The sequence below is a fragment of the Marinobacter sp. ES-1 genome, from assembly GCF_000475255.1.
In the GTDB taxonomy this organism is placed as follows: domain Bacteria; phylum Pseudomonadota; class Gammaproteobacteria; order Pseudomonadales; family Oleiphilaceae; genus Marinobacter; species Marinobacter vinifirmus.
Genome location: NZ_AXBV01000064.1, coordinates 18265 through 34707 on the forward strand (window position 1 = coordinate 18265; position 16443 = coordinate 34707).

Annotated in this window: 17 protein-coding genes; 12 read left to right on the forward strand and 5 right to left on the reverse strand. The window is 56.7% G+C overall.

The window, feature by feature from the left end:
* Positions 1 to 9: 9 nt before the first annotated feature.
* Genes lpxL through Q668_RS12270 form a run of 4 tightly spaced genes read left to right on the forward strand, consistent with a single transcriptional unit; the run spans position 10 to position 4052 of the window.
* On the forward strand, positions 10 to 972 hold the full coding sequence (gene lpxL / locus Q668_RS12255; RefSeq protein WP_022989902.1) for an LpxL/LpxP family Kdo(2)-lipid IV(A) lauroyl/palmitoleoyl acyltransferase: 963 nt from the start codon (positions 10 to 12) through the stop codon (positions 970 to 972).
* 4 nt (positions 973 to 976) lie between these two features.
* The gene (locus Q668_RS12260) at positions 977 to 1942 is read left to right on the forward strand and encodes a mitochondrial fission ELM1 family protein (RefSeq protein WP_022989903.1); all 966 of its coding nucleotides are present in this window, start codon (positions 977 to 979) and stop codon (positions 1940 to 1942) included.
* Positions 1939 to 3048, forward strand: coding sequence for a glycosyltransferase family 4 protein (locus Q668_RS12265; RefSeq protein ID WP_022989904.1), 1110 nt, complete (start codon positions 1939 to 1941; stop codon positions 3046 to 3048). Before Q668_RS12260 ends, Q668_RS12265 begins: the two co-directional genes overlap by 4 nt.
* Positions 3045 to 4052: a glycosyltransferase gene (locus Q668_RS12270; RefSeq protein WP_022989905.1), complete on the forward strand. Its 1008-nt coding sequence runs from the start codon at positions 3045 to 3047 to the stop codon at positions 4050 to 4052. Before Q668_RS12265 ends, Q668_RS12270 begins: the two co-directional genes overlap by 4 nt.
* A 16-nt stretch (positions 4053 to 4068) precedes the next feature.
* Here the strand turns inward: Q668_RS12270 and Q668_RS12275 are convergent, their stop codons facing one another.
* Entirely contained in the window at positions 4069 to 4872 is an 804-nt protein-coding gene (locus tag Q668_RS12275; RefSeq protein WP_227498357.1) for a glycosyltransferase family 2 protein, read from the reverse strand.
* 119 nt (positions 4873 to 4991) lie between these two features.
* Between Q668_RS12275 and Q668_RS12280 the strand changes: the two genes are divergently transcribed.
* A complete protein-coding gene (locus tag Q668_RS12280; RefSeq protein WP_036219926.1) occupies positions 4992 to 6410 on the forward strand; it encodes a mannose-1-phosphate guanylyltransferase/mannose-6-phosphate isomerase in 1419 nt (472 codons plus the stop codon).
* Complete coding sequence (locus Q668_RS12285; protein WP_022989908.1) at positions 6407 to 7315, forward strand: lysophospholipid acyltransferase family protein; 909 nt, start codon at positions 6407 to 6409, stop codon at positions 7313 to 7315. Before Q668_RS12280 ends, Q668_RS12285 begins: the two co-directional genes overlap by 4 nt.
* A 7-nt stretch (positions 7316 to 7322) precedes the next feature.
* On the opposite strand, the gene Q668_RS12290 is transcribed toward Q668_RS12285, so the two are convergent.
* Positions 7323 to 8357 carry a glycosyltransferase family 4 protein gene (locus tag Q668_RS12290; RefSeq protein ID WP_036219914.1) on the reverse strand — a complete coding sequence of 345 codons (1035 nt, stop codon included), beginning with the start codon at positions 8355 to 8357 and terminating at the stop codon, positions 7323 to 7325.
* A gap of 70 nt (positions 8358 to 8427) precedes the next feature.
* Between Q668_RS12290 and Q668_RS12295 the strand changes: the two genes are divergently transcribed.
* Positions 8428 to 9522: a glycosyltransferase family 4 protein gene (locus Q668_RS12295; RefSeq protein ID WP_036219916.1), complete on the forward strand. Its 1095-nt coding sequence runs from the start codon at positions 8428 to 8430 to the stop codon at positions 9520 to 9522.
* On the opposite strand, the gene Q668_RS12300 is transcribed toward Q668_RS12295, so the two are convergent.
* The 3 genes from Q668_RS12300 to rfaD are packed head-to-tail and all read right to left on the reverse strand — an operon-like array spanning position 9506 to position 12197.
* Positions 9506 to 10255 carry a glycosyltransferase family 2 protein gene (locus tag Q668_RS12300; protein ID WP_022989912.1) on the reverse strand — a complete coding sequence of 250 codons (750 nt, stop codon included), beginning with the start codon at positions 10253 to 10255 and terminating at the stop codon, positions 9506 to 9508. The two genes, Q668_RS12295 and Q668_RS12300, sit on opposite strands and share 17 nt — an antisense overlap.
* Positions 10252 to 11259, reverse strand: coding sequence for a lipopolysaccharide heptosyltransferase II (gene waaF / locus Q668_RS12305; protein WP_022989913.1), 1008 nt, complete (start codon positions 11257 to 11259; stop codon positions 10252 to 10254). The genes Q668_RS12300 and waaF overlap by 4 nt, the downstream gene beginning before the upstream one ends.
* Positions 11256 to 12197 (reverse strand): ADP-glyceromanno-heptose 6-epimerase, encoded by a 942-nt coding sequence (gene rfaD, locus Q668_RS12310; RefSeq protein WP_022989914.1) that lies wholly within the window; start codon positions 12195 to 12197, stop codon positions 11256 to 11258. The genes waaF and rfaD overlap by 4 nt, the downstream gene beginning before the upstream one ends.
* A gap of 264 nt (positions 12198 to 12461) precedes the next feature.
* Here rfaD and Q668_RS12315 point away from each other — a divergent pair, with 264 nt between their 5' ends.
* From Q668_RS12315 to Q668_RS12335, 5 genes are read left to right on the forward strand one after another with little or no spacing between them, the layout of a single operon-like run.
* Positions 12462 to 13046, forward strand: coding sequence for an SIS domain-containing protein (locus Q668_RS12315; protein ID WP_022989915.1), 585 nt, complete (start codon positions 12462 to 12464; stop codon positions 13044 to 13046).
* A complete protein-coding gene (gene hldE / locus Q668_RS12320) occupies positions 13043 to 14491 on the forward strand; it encodes a bifunctional D-glycero-beta-D-manno-heptose-7-phosphate kinase/D-glycero-beta-D-manno-heptose 1-phosphate adenylyltransferase HldE (RefSeq protein WP_413771526.1) in 1449 nt (482 codons plus the stop codon). Before Q668_RS12315 ends, hldE begins: the two co-directional genes overlap by 4 nt.
* A 1-nt stretch (position 14492) precedes the next feature.
* On the forward strand, positions 14493 to 15536 hold the full coding sequence (locus tag Q668_RS12325) for a glycosyltransferase family 9 protein (RefSeq protein ID WP_022989917.1): 1044 nt from the start codon (positions 14493 to 14495) through the stop codon (positions 15534 to 15536).
* Positions 15533 to 16063: a D-glycero-beta-D-manno-heptose 1,7-bisphosphate 7-phosphatase gene (gene gmhB, locus Q668_RS12330; RefSeq protein ID WP_022989918.1), complete on the forward strand. Its 531-nt coding sequence runs from the start codon at positions 15533 to 15535 to the stop codon at positions 16061 to 16063. Before Q668_RS12325 ends, gmhB begins: the two co-directional genes overlap by 4 nt.
* Positions 16060 to 16434 (forward strand): phosphatase, encoded by a 375-nt coding sequence (locus tag Q668_RS12335; protein WP_022989919.1) that lies wholly within the window; start codon positions 16060 to 16062, stop codon positions 16432 to 16434. Before gmhB ends, Q668_RS12335 begins: the two co-directional genes overlap by 4 nt.
* Positions 16435 to 16443 lie beyond the last annotated feature (9 nt).

Below are 16443 nucleotides of genomic sequence, written 5' to 3' on the forward strand. Positions count from 1 at the left end.
TTCACGATTTTGAAAAAGAAGTACCGCAAACTCCCCAGAAACACCGATTATTCAGCTTACCGCCATCCCCGCTGGTGGCCAACCTGGCTGGGCATTGCGGTGATGTGGCTGGCTGCGCAGTTACCTATCCGCTTTCAATGGTGGCTGGGCAAGGTGATCGGCCTGGCCGCCTGGAAGCTGGCTAAAAGCCGTCGGCATATTACCGAGACCAACATCCGCCTTTGCTTCCCGGAACTCAACGAGCAGCAGCAAGGTGCGCTGGTACGTAACGCCTTCATCGCCAACGGCATTGGCGTAATGGAGCTGGGCATCGCCTGGTTCCGGGATCCGGCCAAACTGACCGGTATCACGCAGGTGCACGGGCTGGAACATTTTGAGAAGGCCCTCGAAGATGGCCACGGTGTGCTGCTTCTGGGCGGTCATTACAGCACACTCGATCTGGGCGGCAGCCTGGTAACCGAGTTTATTAACGCGGATGTGATGCAGCGGGACCACAACAACCCGCTGATGAACGCCGTCATGACCCGGGCCCGGGGCCGGCGTTATGGCACAGTGCTCGGCGCCAAAGACCTGCGCAGCTTATTCAAGTGCCTGAAGCAAAACCACGCTGTGTGGTACGCCACCGACCAGGATTACGGCCGCAAAGACATCGTTTTTGCCCCTTTCTTCGGCATTCCGGCCGGCAGCATTACCGCCACGTCCCGGATTGTGGAGCGCAGCAAATGCAAGGTAGTGCCGTTCAGCCACTTCCGCCGCGAAGACACACCGGGCTACGACATCTATTTCCAGCCGGCGCTGGAAAATTTCCCGACCGGCGATGACCTGCAAGATGCTACACGCATCAACGCCATTATCGAACAGGAAATCCGCAAGGCGCCGGATCAGTACCTTTGGATGCACCGCCGCTTCAAAACCCGGCCGGACAAAGACGACCCCGGCTTCTACGGCCGCAAACGCAAGAAAAAAGGCTAGTCCCTTGGAAGACGATGCGCAGGCGCCGGTCATCTGGCTGATTACCGACAACAAACCCGGCCACCGCAACCAGTTGCGAGGCCTTGCCGGGCGTTTGCGCGCACTCACGGGCGCAAAGCTGTATTGGTTAAACGCTGCGGATTACACCGTGCCGCTCTGGCGGGCTTTGCTCGGGCTCGCTCCCACTCTGGACAAGGCCTTGCCCCAACCTGACCTGATTGTTGCGGCGGGTTCCGGCACTCACCGGCTGCTACTGGCCCTGCGCCGGTACCGCAAGGCAAAAACACTGGTACTGATGAAACCAGCCTTTCCCCTTAACTGGGTAGATGGCGCCATCATTCCCGCCCACGACGACGTAAAACCTTCAAAAACCGTGCTGAACACGGAGGGCGTCATCAATGCAATCACGCCGCTGTCCGAACTGACCGGCAAGCCCAACGCACTCATACTCGTCGGTGGTCCCTCGGAACACTTTGACTGGAACAACGACACAATCACCTCGCAGATCAGCGACCTGATTGCCCGATACCCCCGGTGGCACTGGACCATCAGCGATTCCCGGCGCACACCGGAGGCTTTTTACCGGAGACTGACGGAACTTCAAAACGAAAACATCTTGGTTGTTCACCACAGCCAGACCTACGACGACTGGCTGAAGCACCAACTGGCAACCTCCCGGGCTGTCTGGGTAACGCCAGACAGCATGTCCATGGTGTGTGAAGCCGTCACCTCTGGCGTTCCTACCGGCATTTTCGACCTGCCCCCCCGGGCTAGCAGCCGGGTGGTTAATGGCATTAGCCGCTTAGCCCGGCTGGGGCTGGTCGCCCACTGGAGCGACCATGCCAGCGTAATGGCAGAACACCGGCCACAACACCCGAGGCTATGGGAAGCCGACAGAGCAGCGCGCTGGATCATCGAACGATTTCCCCGCCTTCTCCAGCCCAGACAAGACAAGGAGCAACGACCGTGAAAATACTGCAGGCCTTGCCCGCCTTGTACAGCGGTGGCGTGGAACGTGGCACCGTAGAGTTTGCGGCAGAACTGGTCAAACGCGGCCATCAGTCATTCGTGGTCTCCAACGGTGGACCAATGGCCGAACAGGTTCGCGGCCAGGGCTCGACCCATATCCACATGCCAATTCACCGTAAAACACCCGCCTCGTTCGGGCAGGTTTTACCAATGCGCAAACTGCTGCAAGAGCTCAAGCCAGATATCGTGCACGTGCGCTCAAGGATGCCCGCATGGATTATCCACCTGGCCCTGAAAACACTGCCACGGAACGAACACCCGGCCATAGTCTCAACCTTCCACGGCATGTATTCCGTAAATCCGTACAGCGCCATCATGGCCAGGGCAGACCAGGTGATTGCGGTTTCCAATTGTGTCCGGGACTACGTACTGGAAAACTTTCCTGTTCCGGAAAACAAACTGACAGTAATCCAGCGCGGCGTAGACATTGACGCCTTCCGCAACCGCGCCATCAACGACCAGTGGCTTGATATCCTGCTATCGCGGTTTCCACAACTGGCTGGCAAGAAGATCATCATGATGCCCGGCCGGATTTCCCGCTGGAAAGGCCAGCTGCATTTCATGGAAGCCATGGCCAGAATCGTGCGCCAACGGCCGGACTGTCACGGCATCATCGTTGGCGGCGCAGAGCCCGGTAAGGAAAGATTTCTGCAAGAGCTGGAAAAAGAACGCAGCCGCCTGGGCCTGACCGACAAGGTCACCTTCCTGGGGCAGCGCAATGACATGACCAACCTGTATCTGCTGGCCGATGTGGTTTGCCATATGTCCACCAAGCCTGAGCCGTTCGGGCGGACAGTAACCGAAGCCCTGGCGTCCGGCACACCGGTGGTGGCCTACAACCGTGGCGGCGCCGCAGAAACCCTGCAGGCCTGCTTTCGGGAAGGGCTGGTTACACCAGATGATACCGGGGCGTTTGCCAGTGCCGTGCTGGGACTGCTGGATAAGCCCCGGCCGGAGATTGAGTTGCCGGAGCGGTTTTTGTTGCGGGCGCAGACGGAGGCTACGCTTCGGGTTTATCAACAAGCCCTGAACGGAAAACCGGTTTGAAGGTCGCCCTGATATTCGCAACGCCTGGTAGTGCCTGGGGGGGCATGGAAAAACATGTGGCGGACCTGGCGGAAGCCCTCACGGGCATCGGACACGAGGTGCACATAATCGCCCATCCCGACTACCGCTCGCACTTCCCATTCGCCGAGTTTCACCCGTGCCCGATGAAGCTGAGCCGAAACAACCCTTGGCTTCGTTGGTGCGTTTCCCGGATATTGAAGCGGGTTTCTCCTGATGTCGCCCACGCCCACGGCAATAAAGCTGCCCTCATACTGGGCAGGTTGCCTCGTCAGACCTGGCAAACCGTAGGGACTATTCACGGAAGCAAATCAAACCTTCGCCCTTTCCTTCTGCTGGACAAAGTCATTGCCGTCAGCGGGTCGATCTACGAGGGCCTGAGTCACCCGTCCCGTCATCTGATTTACAATGGAATCCGGAAGGAAACTCCTAAATCGCCTCAAGGCAACTATCCACTCCCCGAAACAACGAACGTCATTGCTGCTGGGAGACTGGAGGCAGTAAAGGGCTTCGATATGCTAATTCAGGCATGGAGCATGATACATGACCGTTTTCCGACGGCACGCCTCACCATCTTTGGTGATGGCTCTGAAGCCAGAAACCTGCAGCGGCTGATTGACGATGAAGGCCTGAGACACGCTGTGACGATGGCAGGGCACCAAACAACACTGGCGTCGACATTGTCCCACGCCGACATGATGATCATCAGCTCAAGGCGGGAGGGGTTTCCTTACGTGTTGATCGAAGCCTTGATGGCCGGGCTGCCGGTTGTCTCAACCCCGGTGTCAGGCAGTGTCGACCTGCTTCCAGACAACGCGCTCGCCAGGGACATTTCCGCTCAGGCTATCGCCGACGTGATCGCTAGCGCACTGAACAACCTGGGTGGTCTTCAAGAATCTGAGCAATCCGCATTTGACTATGCGCAGACACATCTCACGCTCAGGGGCATGGCAGAGGCAACCGTCAGAGTGTATCAAGCCGAATAGTACCTGTGAGAGCGTCTTACCGCTCCTCGCCACCGGAACGACTGATTCCCTCAAGCATCTGCAGCTCCCTTGCCTTCGCCAATCGCATGAAATTACGGTTAGCGGCCACAACAGAAACACTGAACCCGAACCAGCCATTCAATACCTGGCGGTGAATCAGGTAATACTTCAAAAACTTCAAAGGAAATTCGACCATCAAACGCGGGGTCGAAATTCGCCGGCCCTTCCCATACAGGAACCGGGCCTGCTCGCTGGACAGTTGAGTGTATTTTCTTTCCATCTGCTCCAGAGAGATCAATGTCTTGTGCAAGACATCGCCTTTGAGCTCCAACACACTACCCGTATGCACTCTAGGCCGGTCATCGTTACTGTGTTTTTCGGCATGGATCGCAGCCCGTTTCCGGTTGTAAAGCCGCAGGATCTTCTTGGACTTGTCATGCCGAAAAGGGTGCCTCGGGTTGGGGGACGACAAAACCCAGCGCATACGATAGCCAGCGACATCCGGAGAGATCGGCTTGGAGAACAGCTGCTTGATGTTGCGCACCAGCGTATCGGAAAGCACTTCATCAGCATCCAGATCAAGCACCCAGTCATTCACGCAAAGGCTGGCGGCAAAGGCCTTTTGGCTCGCAAAGCCTTCCCATTCCCGATAAACCACCCGGGCGCCTGCGGCCTCCGCTAGCTCACAGGTTCGGTCTGTGCTTCCCGAATCAACAACGATGATTTCACCAGCCCATTCCTTCACCTTCTCAAGAGATTCCGGCAGCCTTTCCTCTTCATTCAACGTGATGTAGTAAACCGATAACGGCAGTTTCATCATAAACACCCGCAAACTGGCCCCTACTCGGCCCCAAACACTGCCGAGTTAGCGCACCTATGATAATATTTGGCCATCAGAAAAGGCTAATGCTGACCGAAAGCTACGCGTGGAGCAAACACATGATTTACCCCGTCATTATGGCCGGAGGGACGGGCTCGCGCCTTTGGCCGTTATCCAGGCAACTGAACCCCAAGCAGTTCCTGAAACTGACGGACCAACATCTATCCATGTTGCAGTTGACCGTAGCCCGGCTGGACGGCATGGAGTCGGCCGACCCACTCCTGATCTGCAACGAAGAGCACCGATTTCTGGCGGCTGAGCAAATGCGCCAGGCGGGCTACAAAGATGCCCGAATTATCCTGGAGCCCTGTGGGCGCAACACGGCACCGGCCATCGCTCTGGCAGCACTGAAAGTGGTTAAAAACATCGATGAAAACCAGAACCCGCTGATGCTGGTCCTGGCCGCAGACCACCTGATCAGGGACATCGCCGCGTTCCAGAGCTGCATCCAGAAGGCCGTGCCCCTGGCTCAGCAGAACAAGCTGGTGACTTTCGGCATAGTACCCGGTCATGCGGAAACCGCTTACGGCTACATTCAGCAAGGCCCAATACTGGCCGACGACAGTTTCAGCGTCAGCCGGTTTGTAGAGAAGCCCGACCAGACAGCTGCGGAAAAATACCTCGCATCCGGTGATTACCTCTGGAACAGCGGCATGTTCCTTTTCGGCGCCCGCACCTACCTTCAGGAACTGCAAAAACACCGCCCGGATATCCTCGCCATCTGCCAGGCTGCGCTGGATGATGCCAGTGAAGACCTGCACTTCACCCGTGTGAACGAGAGTGTATTCGCCGAATGCCCGGAAGACTCCATCGACTACGCCGTAATGGAAAAAACCGACAACGCCGCCGTGGTCTCTCTGGATGCAGGCTGGAGTGATATCGGCTCCTGGTCTGCCCTGTGGGAAGTGAGTGAGAAAGACGCCAATGGCAACTGTTTCTCCGGCGACGTGATCGCCCACAGCACTGAAAGCACTCTGGTGCGGGCAGACAACCGCCTGGTGGCGACCGTGGGCGTGAAAGACCTGGTGATCATCGAAACCAAAGACGCCCTACTGGTTGCCCACAAAGACCAGGTTCAGGATGTGAAGAAAATCGTGGAAGCCATCAAAAACGATGGCCGGCACGAACACATGAACCACCGGGAAGTTTACCGGCCCTGGGGTGTATATGATTCTATCGATAACGGCCACCGCTACCAGGTGAAACGCATCACCGTGAAGCCCGGCGCCAAGCTATCTGTCCAGATGCACCACCACCGGGCAGAACACTGGATTGTGGTCAGCGGCACGGCCAAAGTCACCAACGGCGACGATTCCTATCTGGTCACGGAAAACCAATCCACCTACATTCCGGTCGGCCAGATCCATTGCCTGGAAAACCCCGGTGTGATCGATCTGGAACTGATCGAAGTACAATCCGGATCTTATTTGGGTGAAGACGATATTGTGAGATTTAAGGATCGGTACGGCAAAGCATGAGCAAACTTAAGTATTACCTGATCGCTGGCCTGTTACGTTTTGTCAGTCTTCTACCGCTGGGAACCGCTCAATTCATCGGCAACTGGGCTGGGCTCCTGGCGTGGAAACTAGGCGGCAGGCCACGGAAGATTACCGACATCAATCTGGAAATCTGTCTGCCCGAACTTACGAAAAAGGAACGCCAGGAACTATCCCGGGCTTCTCTGGCTCACACAGGCATGACAGCTTTGGAAATTCCCCTGATGTGGGAATGGCCCGTAGAGAAGTGCCTTGGGTTGATCAAGGAAACCGAGGGTCTGGAACTGGTTGACGAAGCCCTGGCGACGGGCAAAGGCTTAATCTTGCTCGCGCCGCACCTGGGCAACTGGGAGCTGACCGGCCTGTTTTTCTCCTCCCGCTACAAAATGGCAGCGCTCTATAGCCCTCCGCACATCAAGGAATTCGAGGATTATATGATTCGGGTGAGAGGACGCCTTGGTTCCGAACTGGTGCGCGGCGACCGTAGAGGGCTGATGCGACTGATGGGCATTTTGAAGGAAGGCGGTGTAGCCGGCATTCTCCCGGACCAGTCACCCCGTGGCAAAACCAACGCCTACGCGCCCTTTTTCGGCATGGAGGTGATGACCATGACACTGGTAGGGAAACTGGTTCAGAAAACCGGAGCCAACGTGCTGGTTACCTACGCCCAACGCCTGCCCAACGGCGAAGGCTTCAAGATTCTGGTCACTCCGGCGGAGCCTGGCATTGGTGCCGATGATGCAGTGGCCGGCGCCACCGCCTTGAATCAATCCGTGGAAAAGGTGGTACGAATGGCCCCTGAGCAGTACCAGTGGGAGTACAAACGTATGCGGCACCGGCCACCGGGGAATCCGAATCCTTATAAGCCCGGACAGATTTGTCAGTAACCAGCTATCAGTTGCGCTCGGCCAGAACTTTGCGATAGAGCTCACAGTAGCGACGACCGATAGCTTCAGGGCTGAAGTTTTTCAGGCCCTCAAGTGCCTTGGTCGCCAAGCCTTCCGCCAGAGCTGGCTCTTCAAGCAATTCCTGAATGGCAGAGGCCAAAGCTTCAGAGTCGCCGGCAGGTACTAAAAGCCCATTTTCGCGATCCTTGATCAGATCCGGTATGCCTCCGGCGCTCGCGCCGATCACAGGCACCCGATGTTGCATGGCTTCCAGGATGGTGGAACCCAGCCCCTCTGAGAGCGACGGGAACACAAAAACGTCCAGCGCAGCCAACCAGTCCCCAACATCGTCCCGATGACCCAGAAAGCTGATGTTCGGCAAGGCCTCCGCGAGCTCTTTGAGCCAATCTTCATCAGGGCCCTCACCCAGAAACACAAAATGCAGGTCCGGGGCGGAGTCCAGCAACTTTCGTGCAGCGTTAATCGTGACCTGATATCCCTTGTGCTTCAGCAATCGACCAACCTGCCCCACGAGCCGTTTGCCAGGATATTGGCTTCGTATTGCTCTCACACGCCGAGGCTCTGCAGGAAATGCGGAAAAACTTGATGGGATGACAACGGTATTGGCAGATTCCAAGCGCTGGCTGACAATGCGCCGGATAGCGGAGCTCAGGCACACCACTGTTTGCGCCCGACTATAGGCACTGGTAGTCAGCCGACCACTGCCAATAGGGTTGTCAACGCGCCTTGTAATAATATAAGGCGTTCCGCGAACGACGGATTCAATCCAGCCCCAGTATACCGCCTTGCCATCGTGACAATGAACCAGGTCCCAGCCACCTCCACTATGCCCGAGAACAAAGTGGGAGCATTCCCGAACCCCGAGATTAGGGGTGCCCTTCAGCTCACTGAAAAGACGACTTCCCGGCCGCGCTATCAGCGTTTGACAAATATTCTGACCAGCGAGCTCCCGGATCAGGTTAACCGTCTGTCGTTCGCCACCGGAGAAGCCCCCGGCCAGATTTACATGGCAAATGTGCATACCAACTCGGCCCAGTCGATGTTTTAATGGCGGCAGTGTAAGAGATCGACCTTAAAAAGGACATAACACCGTGAAGCTACTCGTAATCAGCTCCTATGTAGACACCTGGAATTCGGTTCGTCCGGAAGCCGAAATGCTTATCGGGCTCGCAAAGCTCGGTGTCGAAGTTGAGCTGATGACACAACCCGATGCAGAGTATCGCTCTCGCTTTGAAACCAACGGAATCAAGGTACACGGTTTCCATCCGAGAAAGAAAATTGAACCTGAAGCCATTCGCAGAATCCGCCAGCTTCTGAAAGAAGGCGAGTTCGACGCCGTTTACTGTTTTAACAACAAAGCCATCGCCAACACCAACCTTGCGGCCATCGGCCTGCCAGTCAAAGTTATGACCTATCGAGGCCAAACCGGCAATATCAGCCGCTGGGACCCAAGCGGCTACCTCACCCATCTCAGCCCGAGAGTGGATCGGATTATCTGTGTTTCCAAAGCAACCCGCGATGACCTTCAAAAGCACGTCTGGGGCAACAAAAACAAAGTGTGCACGGTCTATAAAGGCCACGATCTCGACTGGTACCAGGATACGCCGGTAGACCTCAAACAATTTGGAGTACCGGATGGCGCCTTTGTGATTGGGTCGGTGGCAAACATCCGCCCCAGAAAAGGACTGCCAATTCTGCTGAAAGCCACACACATGTTACCCCGGGACAGCAACATCCACTTACTTCTCGTGGGACGGGGAATGGACAATCCAGAGGTTCAGGCGCTAATCCAGGCCAGCCCGATGGCCGACAGGATTCACCTGACTGGATTCAGAAAAGACGCGCCGGCCATCATTGCGTCCTGTCAGGTATCCGTGCTGGCGTCAACCAAACGAGAGGGGCTTCCTAAAACGGTAATTGAAGCTATGGCCTATGGTGTTGCACCAATCGTCAGTGATACCGGAGGGAGTGCGGAGCTCATTGAAGATGGCGTTTCCGGCATACGCGTAACGCCCGGTAGCGCTGAAGAAATTGCTGCCGGCATTCAGCGGCTGCATGAATCCCCAGATCTATGCGCCAATATGGGCGAAAGCGCCCAAAAAAGGATCGCCTCGCACTTTCATGTACAGCAGTCGTCTGAAGCCCTTTTGAAGGTGCTGAACGAAACCGTCAGCGGCGAGTTTTAATCCAGAGCGCTGCGTATTTGTTGAAGGCATAAATGGCGGTGGTGACGGCCAGCAAAAACCCATGCCGGCCGTCCAAAAACCCTCTTTGAAGCAGATACTTCCGGACAAACGCTCCAAGGCTGTGGCTACAGGCAGAGAACAGTGAGGCTTTCTTGCCACGACGGGCCCGGCCCTCAGCCCAATCCTCCGCATATCGAACGGATTTCGCCATGTAGTCCGGGAAATTAGTGGCGGTATAGTGCAGCAAATCCCCGTCAAGCGTTTCTGCGCTGGCATCGGGGCAGTGAACCTTTTCATGCACCAGAGCGTCGTCATACCCGTATTCTTCACGGCGGTACAACCGGACTACTTTATCGGGATACCAGCCAGAGTGCCGGATGAAACGGCCAAAAAACCACGACAACCGCTTTACCTGAAACACCTTCTTCGCCGGAGCCTGTTCGATGGCGCGCTGAATGGATGAGGCCAGTTCCGGGGTGACCACTTCGTCGGTATCGATCCAGAACAACCACTCACCCTGCACGTGGCCCTGAGCTCTCTGGCGCTGCGGACCAAAGCCTGGCCAGTCGTCAGACCGGAAAATGCGCGCGCCAAACTGCTCCGCGATGGCCAGCGTATCGTCCGTCGAACCGGAATCCAGAATCACAACCTCATCGGCGAACGCCAGGCTCTCCAGGCACTTGGCGAATTCAGGCCCGGCATTTTTGGTGATCAGTACCGCGCTGAGTTTCACTGGCACGCCTCCAGAACCCGCTGCACCGAAATGCCCGTCAGACAGTTGTAATGGCCGAAACGGCAGGTGCGCTCAAAGCAGGGGCTGCACTCCACCGGATGCCGGACAATCGTCGCCTTATCCGTCAGCGGCGGAGTGAAATCGGGGCTGGTGGAACCGTAGATGGCAACCACTTCAGCACCCGAGGCCGCAGCCACATGCATCAAACCGGAATCGTGACTGACCACTTTGCGGCAATGACTGAACAGGTCCACGGTATCTTCCAGGCGGGTTTTACCGCAAAGGTTGAACACGCTTTCCTGACCATTGGCAATCTCGTCACCCGACTCAACATCTTTCGGACCACCCATAATCCAGACCTGAAAGCCCTGCTGCACCAGTTTTTCAGCGAGCGCCCGGTGGTTTTCAAGGGGCCACTGCTTTGCCGGGCCGAACTCCGCACCGGGGCAGATCGCAATGACGGGACATTCCGGGTCCAGGCCCAGTTTGCCCATCACGTCTTTCAGGTTCGCCTTGTCGATCGTCAGTGACGGTTGTGGCACATCAAACTGATAGTTCTCGTAATCCGCCTTGCTGGCCCCAAGCCCCATGTAACGCCACACGGTTTTGTCGGTGATGGTAGAGCCGTCTCGGGTTGGGTGTCTGCGCCGGGCATCGGTCAGCAGAATCGAACGCCCTTCCCCGCTGAAGCCAACCCGCTCGGGAATGCCTGCAAAGAAAGGAATCAAAGCGGACTTGAACGAACGCGGCAGGACAATCGCTTTATCGTACCCTTTCAGCGTTCGGGCCAATCGCCACTGGGCCTTCAGGGCCAGCTCACCACTTTTCCAGGGTGCCGCAATACCTTTGTTTACCTCTGGCATCCGAGCGATGATCGGAAGCGACCACCCGGGGGCCAACACGTCGATTTCTGCTTGCGGGTCCTGATGCTTGAGGGACATGAACAGCGCCTGAGCCATAACCATGTCACCCACCCAAGACGGGCCAACCACCAGATATTTCATCGATCCAGCCAAGCCAGGTAGGCCGCTACACCATTGGCAACGTCAGTGAACGAATCGGTATAGCCCGCATCACGCAACGCACTGACATCCGCCTGGGTGAAGCTCTGATAGCGGCCTTTCAGCTCATCCGGGAAAGGGATGAACTCCACCTTGCCCTTACCGTGGTACTGAATGACTGCCTCCGCCACCTCCAGGAACGACTGGGCACGGCCGGTGCCCAGGTTGAAAATGCCGGACTGGTCCGGATTATCATAGAACCACAGGTTCACCTTGCACACGTCGTCTACATATACAAAGTCACGCTGTTGCCCACCGTCAGAATAGCCATCCCAACCTTGGAACAGCTTGGGATTCTGGCCAGCTTTGATCTGTTCGTGCAGGTGATAGGCCACGGACGCCATCTTGCCCTTGTGCTGCTCTCTGGGGCCGTAGACGTTGAAGTAACGGAAGCCGACAATCTGGCTACGGGCAGACGGCAGAATCGTGCGCACGTACTGGTCAAACTGCCACTTGGAATAGCCATAGACGTTCAGTGGCCGTTCGCACTCGCGCGCTTCCCGGAACTCATCGCTGGCGCCGTAGACCGCCGCACTGGAGGCGTAGAGAAAAGGCACTTTGTGGTCCAGGCACCAATGCAGCAACACCTTGGAGTAGGTGTAGTTGTTCTCCATCATGAACTTGCCGTCCCACTCGGTGGTGTCTGAACACGCCCCTTCGTGGAAGATCGCCCGGATGCCCACCGGCAGGTCATTCGCCTTAACCCGCTCCAGGAACTCGCCTTTGTCCATGTAATCGGTGATATCCAGTTCCGCCAGATTACGGAAATAGGTGCCGTCGGTCAGATCGTCAACAACGAGAATGTCTGTCTCGCCCCGCTGATTAAGTGCGTGGACAATGTTCGCTCCGATGAAACCGGCACCGCCAGTGACGACAATCATGGTAAGGCTCCTGAAAATTCCGTGCGGGCGGGCCTGACAACGGCCCGGAATATGGCTGCCATCTTAACCTCTTTTACCCATAGCTAAAACCGCCAAAACCATTCACATCAGTGGCGAAGAACACTGTGAACACTGCATTAACAGCCGTTTAGTACGGAAAAAAGCATATGGGACGCCTTAAGCCACCATGGTACACTTTGCGCCTTCTAGCCGGTGCCGTGAAACACCGGCGCGCCCAGATGAAAGCTAACACCGGAGGCTCCCATGTCCCAGCCAAGCAGCTACCTCGCCACTCTGGAACGGCACCGCAAAACCTTTGCCATTCTGGAAGAGTATCAAGAAGTGGCGGAACAACTGCTCGAGCTTACCCGGCAGTGCCTGAAAAGCGGCGGCAAGGTCATCTTTATGGGTAACGGCGGCAGTGCAGCAGACTCTCAGCACTTGGCGGCCGAGTTTATGGTTCGCTACAAGAAAGAGCGCGGCCCGTTAGCGTCCATCGCGCTGACTACAGACACCTCGATTCTGACCGCGCACCCCAATGACTACGAGTTTGAAACCGTGTTCGAGCGGCAAGTGCTGGGGCTGGGCAAGCCTGAGGATCTGGTGATCGGCCTGACCACCTCCGGCCAGAGCGAGAACATCAACCGGGCCCTGAAAGCCGCCAACGAACTTGGCGCCGGAACCGTTGCCCTCACTGGCAGAGACGGCGGCAAGGTAAAAGACATCGCCAAATTGTCCATCATCATCAACAGTGACGAAACCGCCCGCATCCAGGAGGCCCACATGTTCATTGGCCACTGGCTGTGTGAAGCAATGGATGAGGTGGTGCTGTCCGGAGGCCTTGACTGATGCTTGACCTGGCCCGGCTGAACCAACTTCAGAACGCCTCTGTGCTGGTGATTGGCGATGTCATGCTCGATCGCTATTTCATCGGTGACACCAACCGCATTTCACCGGAAGCACCGGTGCCGGTGGTACGTGTCGCCCACACAGAAGACCGGGCCGGCGGTGCCGCCAACGTTGCCAGAAACATTGCCCACCTTGACGGCCAGGCCGCCATTCTGGGCATCATCGGCAACGACACAGACGGTCGTTTGCTGAAGGATCTTCTGGTCAAGGAAAAGGTCCATTCCGAGCTTCTGGAACTGGACGACGCACGCACCATATCCAAAACCCGTATTATCTCCCGCCATCAACAGATGGTTCGGCTCGACATGGAAGATACCTTCCCCGTCGCCCAAGCCGAGAGCGTCAAAAAACGTTACGGCGAGCTGGTTGAGCAATACAATACCGTCATCATCAGCGACTACGCCAAAGGCACCCTCGCCTGTGTTGGCGACTTGATCCAGACTGCACGAAAGGCCGGCAAGCAAGTGCTGGTGGACCCGAAAAGCAAGGATTTCTCCCTGTACCGGGGCGCCACAGTCATCACCCCGAACCTGACCGAATTCAAGGCGGCCGGTGGGGAAGCCTCATCCGATGAAGCGATGCTGAGTTCTGCCCGCGCCATGCTGGCCGAAGCGGGTATCGATACCATGCTGCTGACCCGTAGCGAACAAGGCATGAGCCTGATAACCCAGACTGAACATCACCATTTCCCGGCGGAAGTCCTGGAAGTGAGTGACGTCACCGGTGCCGGTGACACCGTGATCGCCACTCTGGGCACCTTGCTGAGCGCCGGGTTCGAATTGAAAGACGCGGCCTGGCTGTCCAACCTTGCGGCTGGCATTGTGGTCGCCAAACTAGGCGCCGCCACCGTTTCCCCGGAAGAGCTGGCAGCCCGCGCAAGCCACCAGTGGTCGGCCAAAACCAGCGGCTACCACCCCAGTGTCGAGCAGAGCCTGCTGCACATTGATTACGCCCGACAACAGGGCGAACGGATTGTCTTTACCAACGGTTGCTTCGACATTCTGCACGCCGGCCATGTGCGCTACCTGGCCCAGGCCCGGGCGCTCGGTGACCGACTGGTTGTCGGGCTGAACTCCGATGCCTCCGTGCGTCGCCTGAAGGGCGAAGAACGCCCGGTAAACTCACTGGAAGACCGGATGGAAGTGCTATCCGCCTTGGCCTGTGTGGACTGGGTCATCCCCTTCGGCGACAACACTGAGGAGAACGACACCCCGGAGCAACTCATCAAACGGGTGAATCCGCAGGTGCTCGCCAAAGGCGGCGATTACTCAATCGACACCATCGTCGGCGCCGACTTTGTTCAGCAAAACGGCGGTGAGGTTGCCATTCTGCCCACGGTTGAAGGCCGTTCCACCACCGGGCTGATCAAGAAAGTTCGAGGCTGATTTGTCTGCGCCACGCTCCATCTGCCTGCTGCGCCTGTCGGCCATTGGTGACACCTGCAACGCCGCTGCAGTGGTTCATGCTATCCGGCAGCATTACCCGGAAGCTGAGATCACCTGGGTGATCGGCAAGGCTGAAGCCGCGCTGATGACAGGCATGGACGGCGTCAACTTTGTTGTGTTTGACAAGAAACAGGGCCTGGCCGCATTCCGCAACCTTCGGCGCCAGCTCCAGGGCAAACGATTTGACGCCCTTCTGCTAATGCAAGTTGCGCTGCGAGCGAACCTCGCCAGTTTGTGCATATCCGCCAAACGACGAATCGGCTACGACAAAGCCAAGAGCAAAGAGCTGCACAGCCTGTTTATCAACGAGCGGATCGAGCCAACGGACAAGGTCCACGTGCTGGACAATTTCCGGCAGTTCCAGAAAACGCTGGGCATCCCCCTCGAAGCACCCGACTGGAACATTCCGGTTAATGCGGAAGAGCGGGACTGGGCCAAAGCCCAGCTCGACCCGGGCACCCGCAAACACCTTATTATCACCCCCGCCGCCTCCAACGCCGAGCGCAACTGGCTGCCCGAGCGATACGCGGCCGTGGCTGACCATGCCGCCAGTCAGGGTTTTTCCGTGTATCTGTGTGGCGGGCCGGCCGATCATGAAAAGCAATTGGCGGCCAACATTCAGGGCCAGGCCAAACACTCCCTGCATAACCTGGTTGGCCAGTCGAGCCTGAAGCAATTGTTCGCCCTGATTGGCGAGGCCAGCCTTGTGCTCGCACCAGACACCGGCCCGGCCCACATGGCCGTTGCCGCCGGCACGCCCGTTATTGGCCTGTATGCTCACAGCAACCCGAAACGTACCGGTCCCTACCTTTGGCAAAACTACGTGGTAGACGCCTACACCCCCGCCCTGAAACAGATGCGAGGGGAAACGCCGGAACAAAGCCGCTGGGGCCAGAGGCTCAAGGGCAAAGAACTGATGGAGAACATCACGACGGAACACGTTATCGACATGTTGGACCGCTATATTCAGGAACAGAACCTATGACCAACAAAGCCGTATTTCTGGACCGGGATGGCGTGATCAACGTGGATCACGGCTATGTTTATCGCAAAGAAGATTTCGAGTTTGTCGATGGTATATTCGAGGCCTGCCGGCACTTCCAGGAACAGGGTTATCTGCTGATTGTCGTCACCAACCAGTCCGGCATTGCCCGAGGCATGTACTCAGAAGCTCAATTCCAGGAGCTAACAGACTGGATGGTAGAACGATTCAAGGAACAGGGTGTGACCATCACCAAGGTTTATCATTGCCCCCACCATCCGGACTTTGGGCCTGCTGATGAACGAGACTGTGATTGCAGGAAGCCTAAGCCGGGGATGATATTGAGGGGGATTGAGGAGTTTGATTTGGACCCGGCGGAGTGCATTATGATTGGGGATAAGGAGAGTGATATGAAGGCGGCTGAAGCGGCACACCTTTCTCGCAGGATCATGGTCAGCGAGGCATCACAAAGCATGACGAAAAATGCCAAAACCTCATTCATCAAAACGCTAGCAGAACTCACATCATGAAAAAGCTAATCGTTGACCTCGACGGAACCATTACAAAAGGTGATACGTCAGACTACCGCAAAGTGTCGCCCAATCTGGACGTCATCGACAAGTTACGCTTCTACAAGAGTCTGGGATACGAAGTCATTATTCAGACTGCTCGCAACATGCGCACCTACGAAGGGAACGTGGGCAAAATCAACATCCATACCTTACCAATCATCACCGAATGGCTGGACCAGCATGAAGTACCCTATGACGAGATTCACGTGGGCAAACCGTGGTGCGGCTTCGAGGGATTCTATGTGGACGACCGGGCCGTGCGTCCGTCCGAATTTACCCAGATGACACCGGAAGAAATTGAAGAGCTGATCGCTGGAGAGCGTCGGTAATGTTTCTAA

Bases quoted from the DNA above. Each gene is read 5' to 3' on its own strand.
- Q668_RS12285 (WP_022989908.1), top strand. From the start codon at position 6,407: ATGAGCAAACTTAAGTATTACCTGATCGCTGGCCTGTTACGTTTTGTC.
- waaF (WP_022989913.1), bottom strand. From the start codon at position 11,259: ATGAAATATCTGGTGGTTGGCCCGTCTTGGGTGGGTGACATGGTTATG.
- Q668_RS12280 (WP_036219926.1), top strand. From the start codon at position 4,992: ATGATTTACCCCGTCATTATGGCCGGAGGGACGGGCTCGCGCCTTTGG.
- gmhB (WP_022989918.1), top strand. From the start codon at position 15,533: ATGACCAACAAAGCCGTATTTCTGGACCGGGATGGCGTGATCAACGTG.
- Q668_RS12335 (WP_022989919.1), top strand. From the start codon at position 16,060: ATGAAAAAGCTAATCGTTGACCTCGACGGAACCATTACAAAAGGTGAT.
- Q668_RS12275 (WP_227498357.1), bottom strand. From the start codon at position 4,872: ATGATGAAACTGCCGTTATCGGTTTACTACATCACGTTGAATGAAGAG.
- Q668_RS12315 (WP_022989915.1), top strand. From the start codon at position 12,462: ATGTCCCAGCCAAGCAGCTACCTCGCCACTCTGGAACGGCACCGCAAA.
- rfaD (WP_022989914.1), bottom strand. From the start codon at position 12,197: ATGATTGTCGTCACTGGCGGTGCCGGTTTCATCGGAGCGAACATTGTC.
- Q668_RS12290 (WP_036219914.1), bottom strand. From the start codon at position 8,357: ATGCACATTTGCCATGTAAATCTGGCCGGGGGCTTCTCCGGTGGCGAA.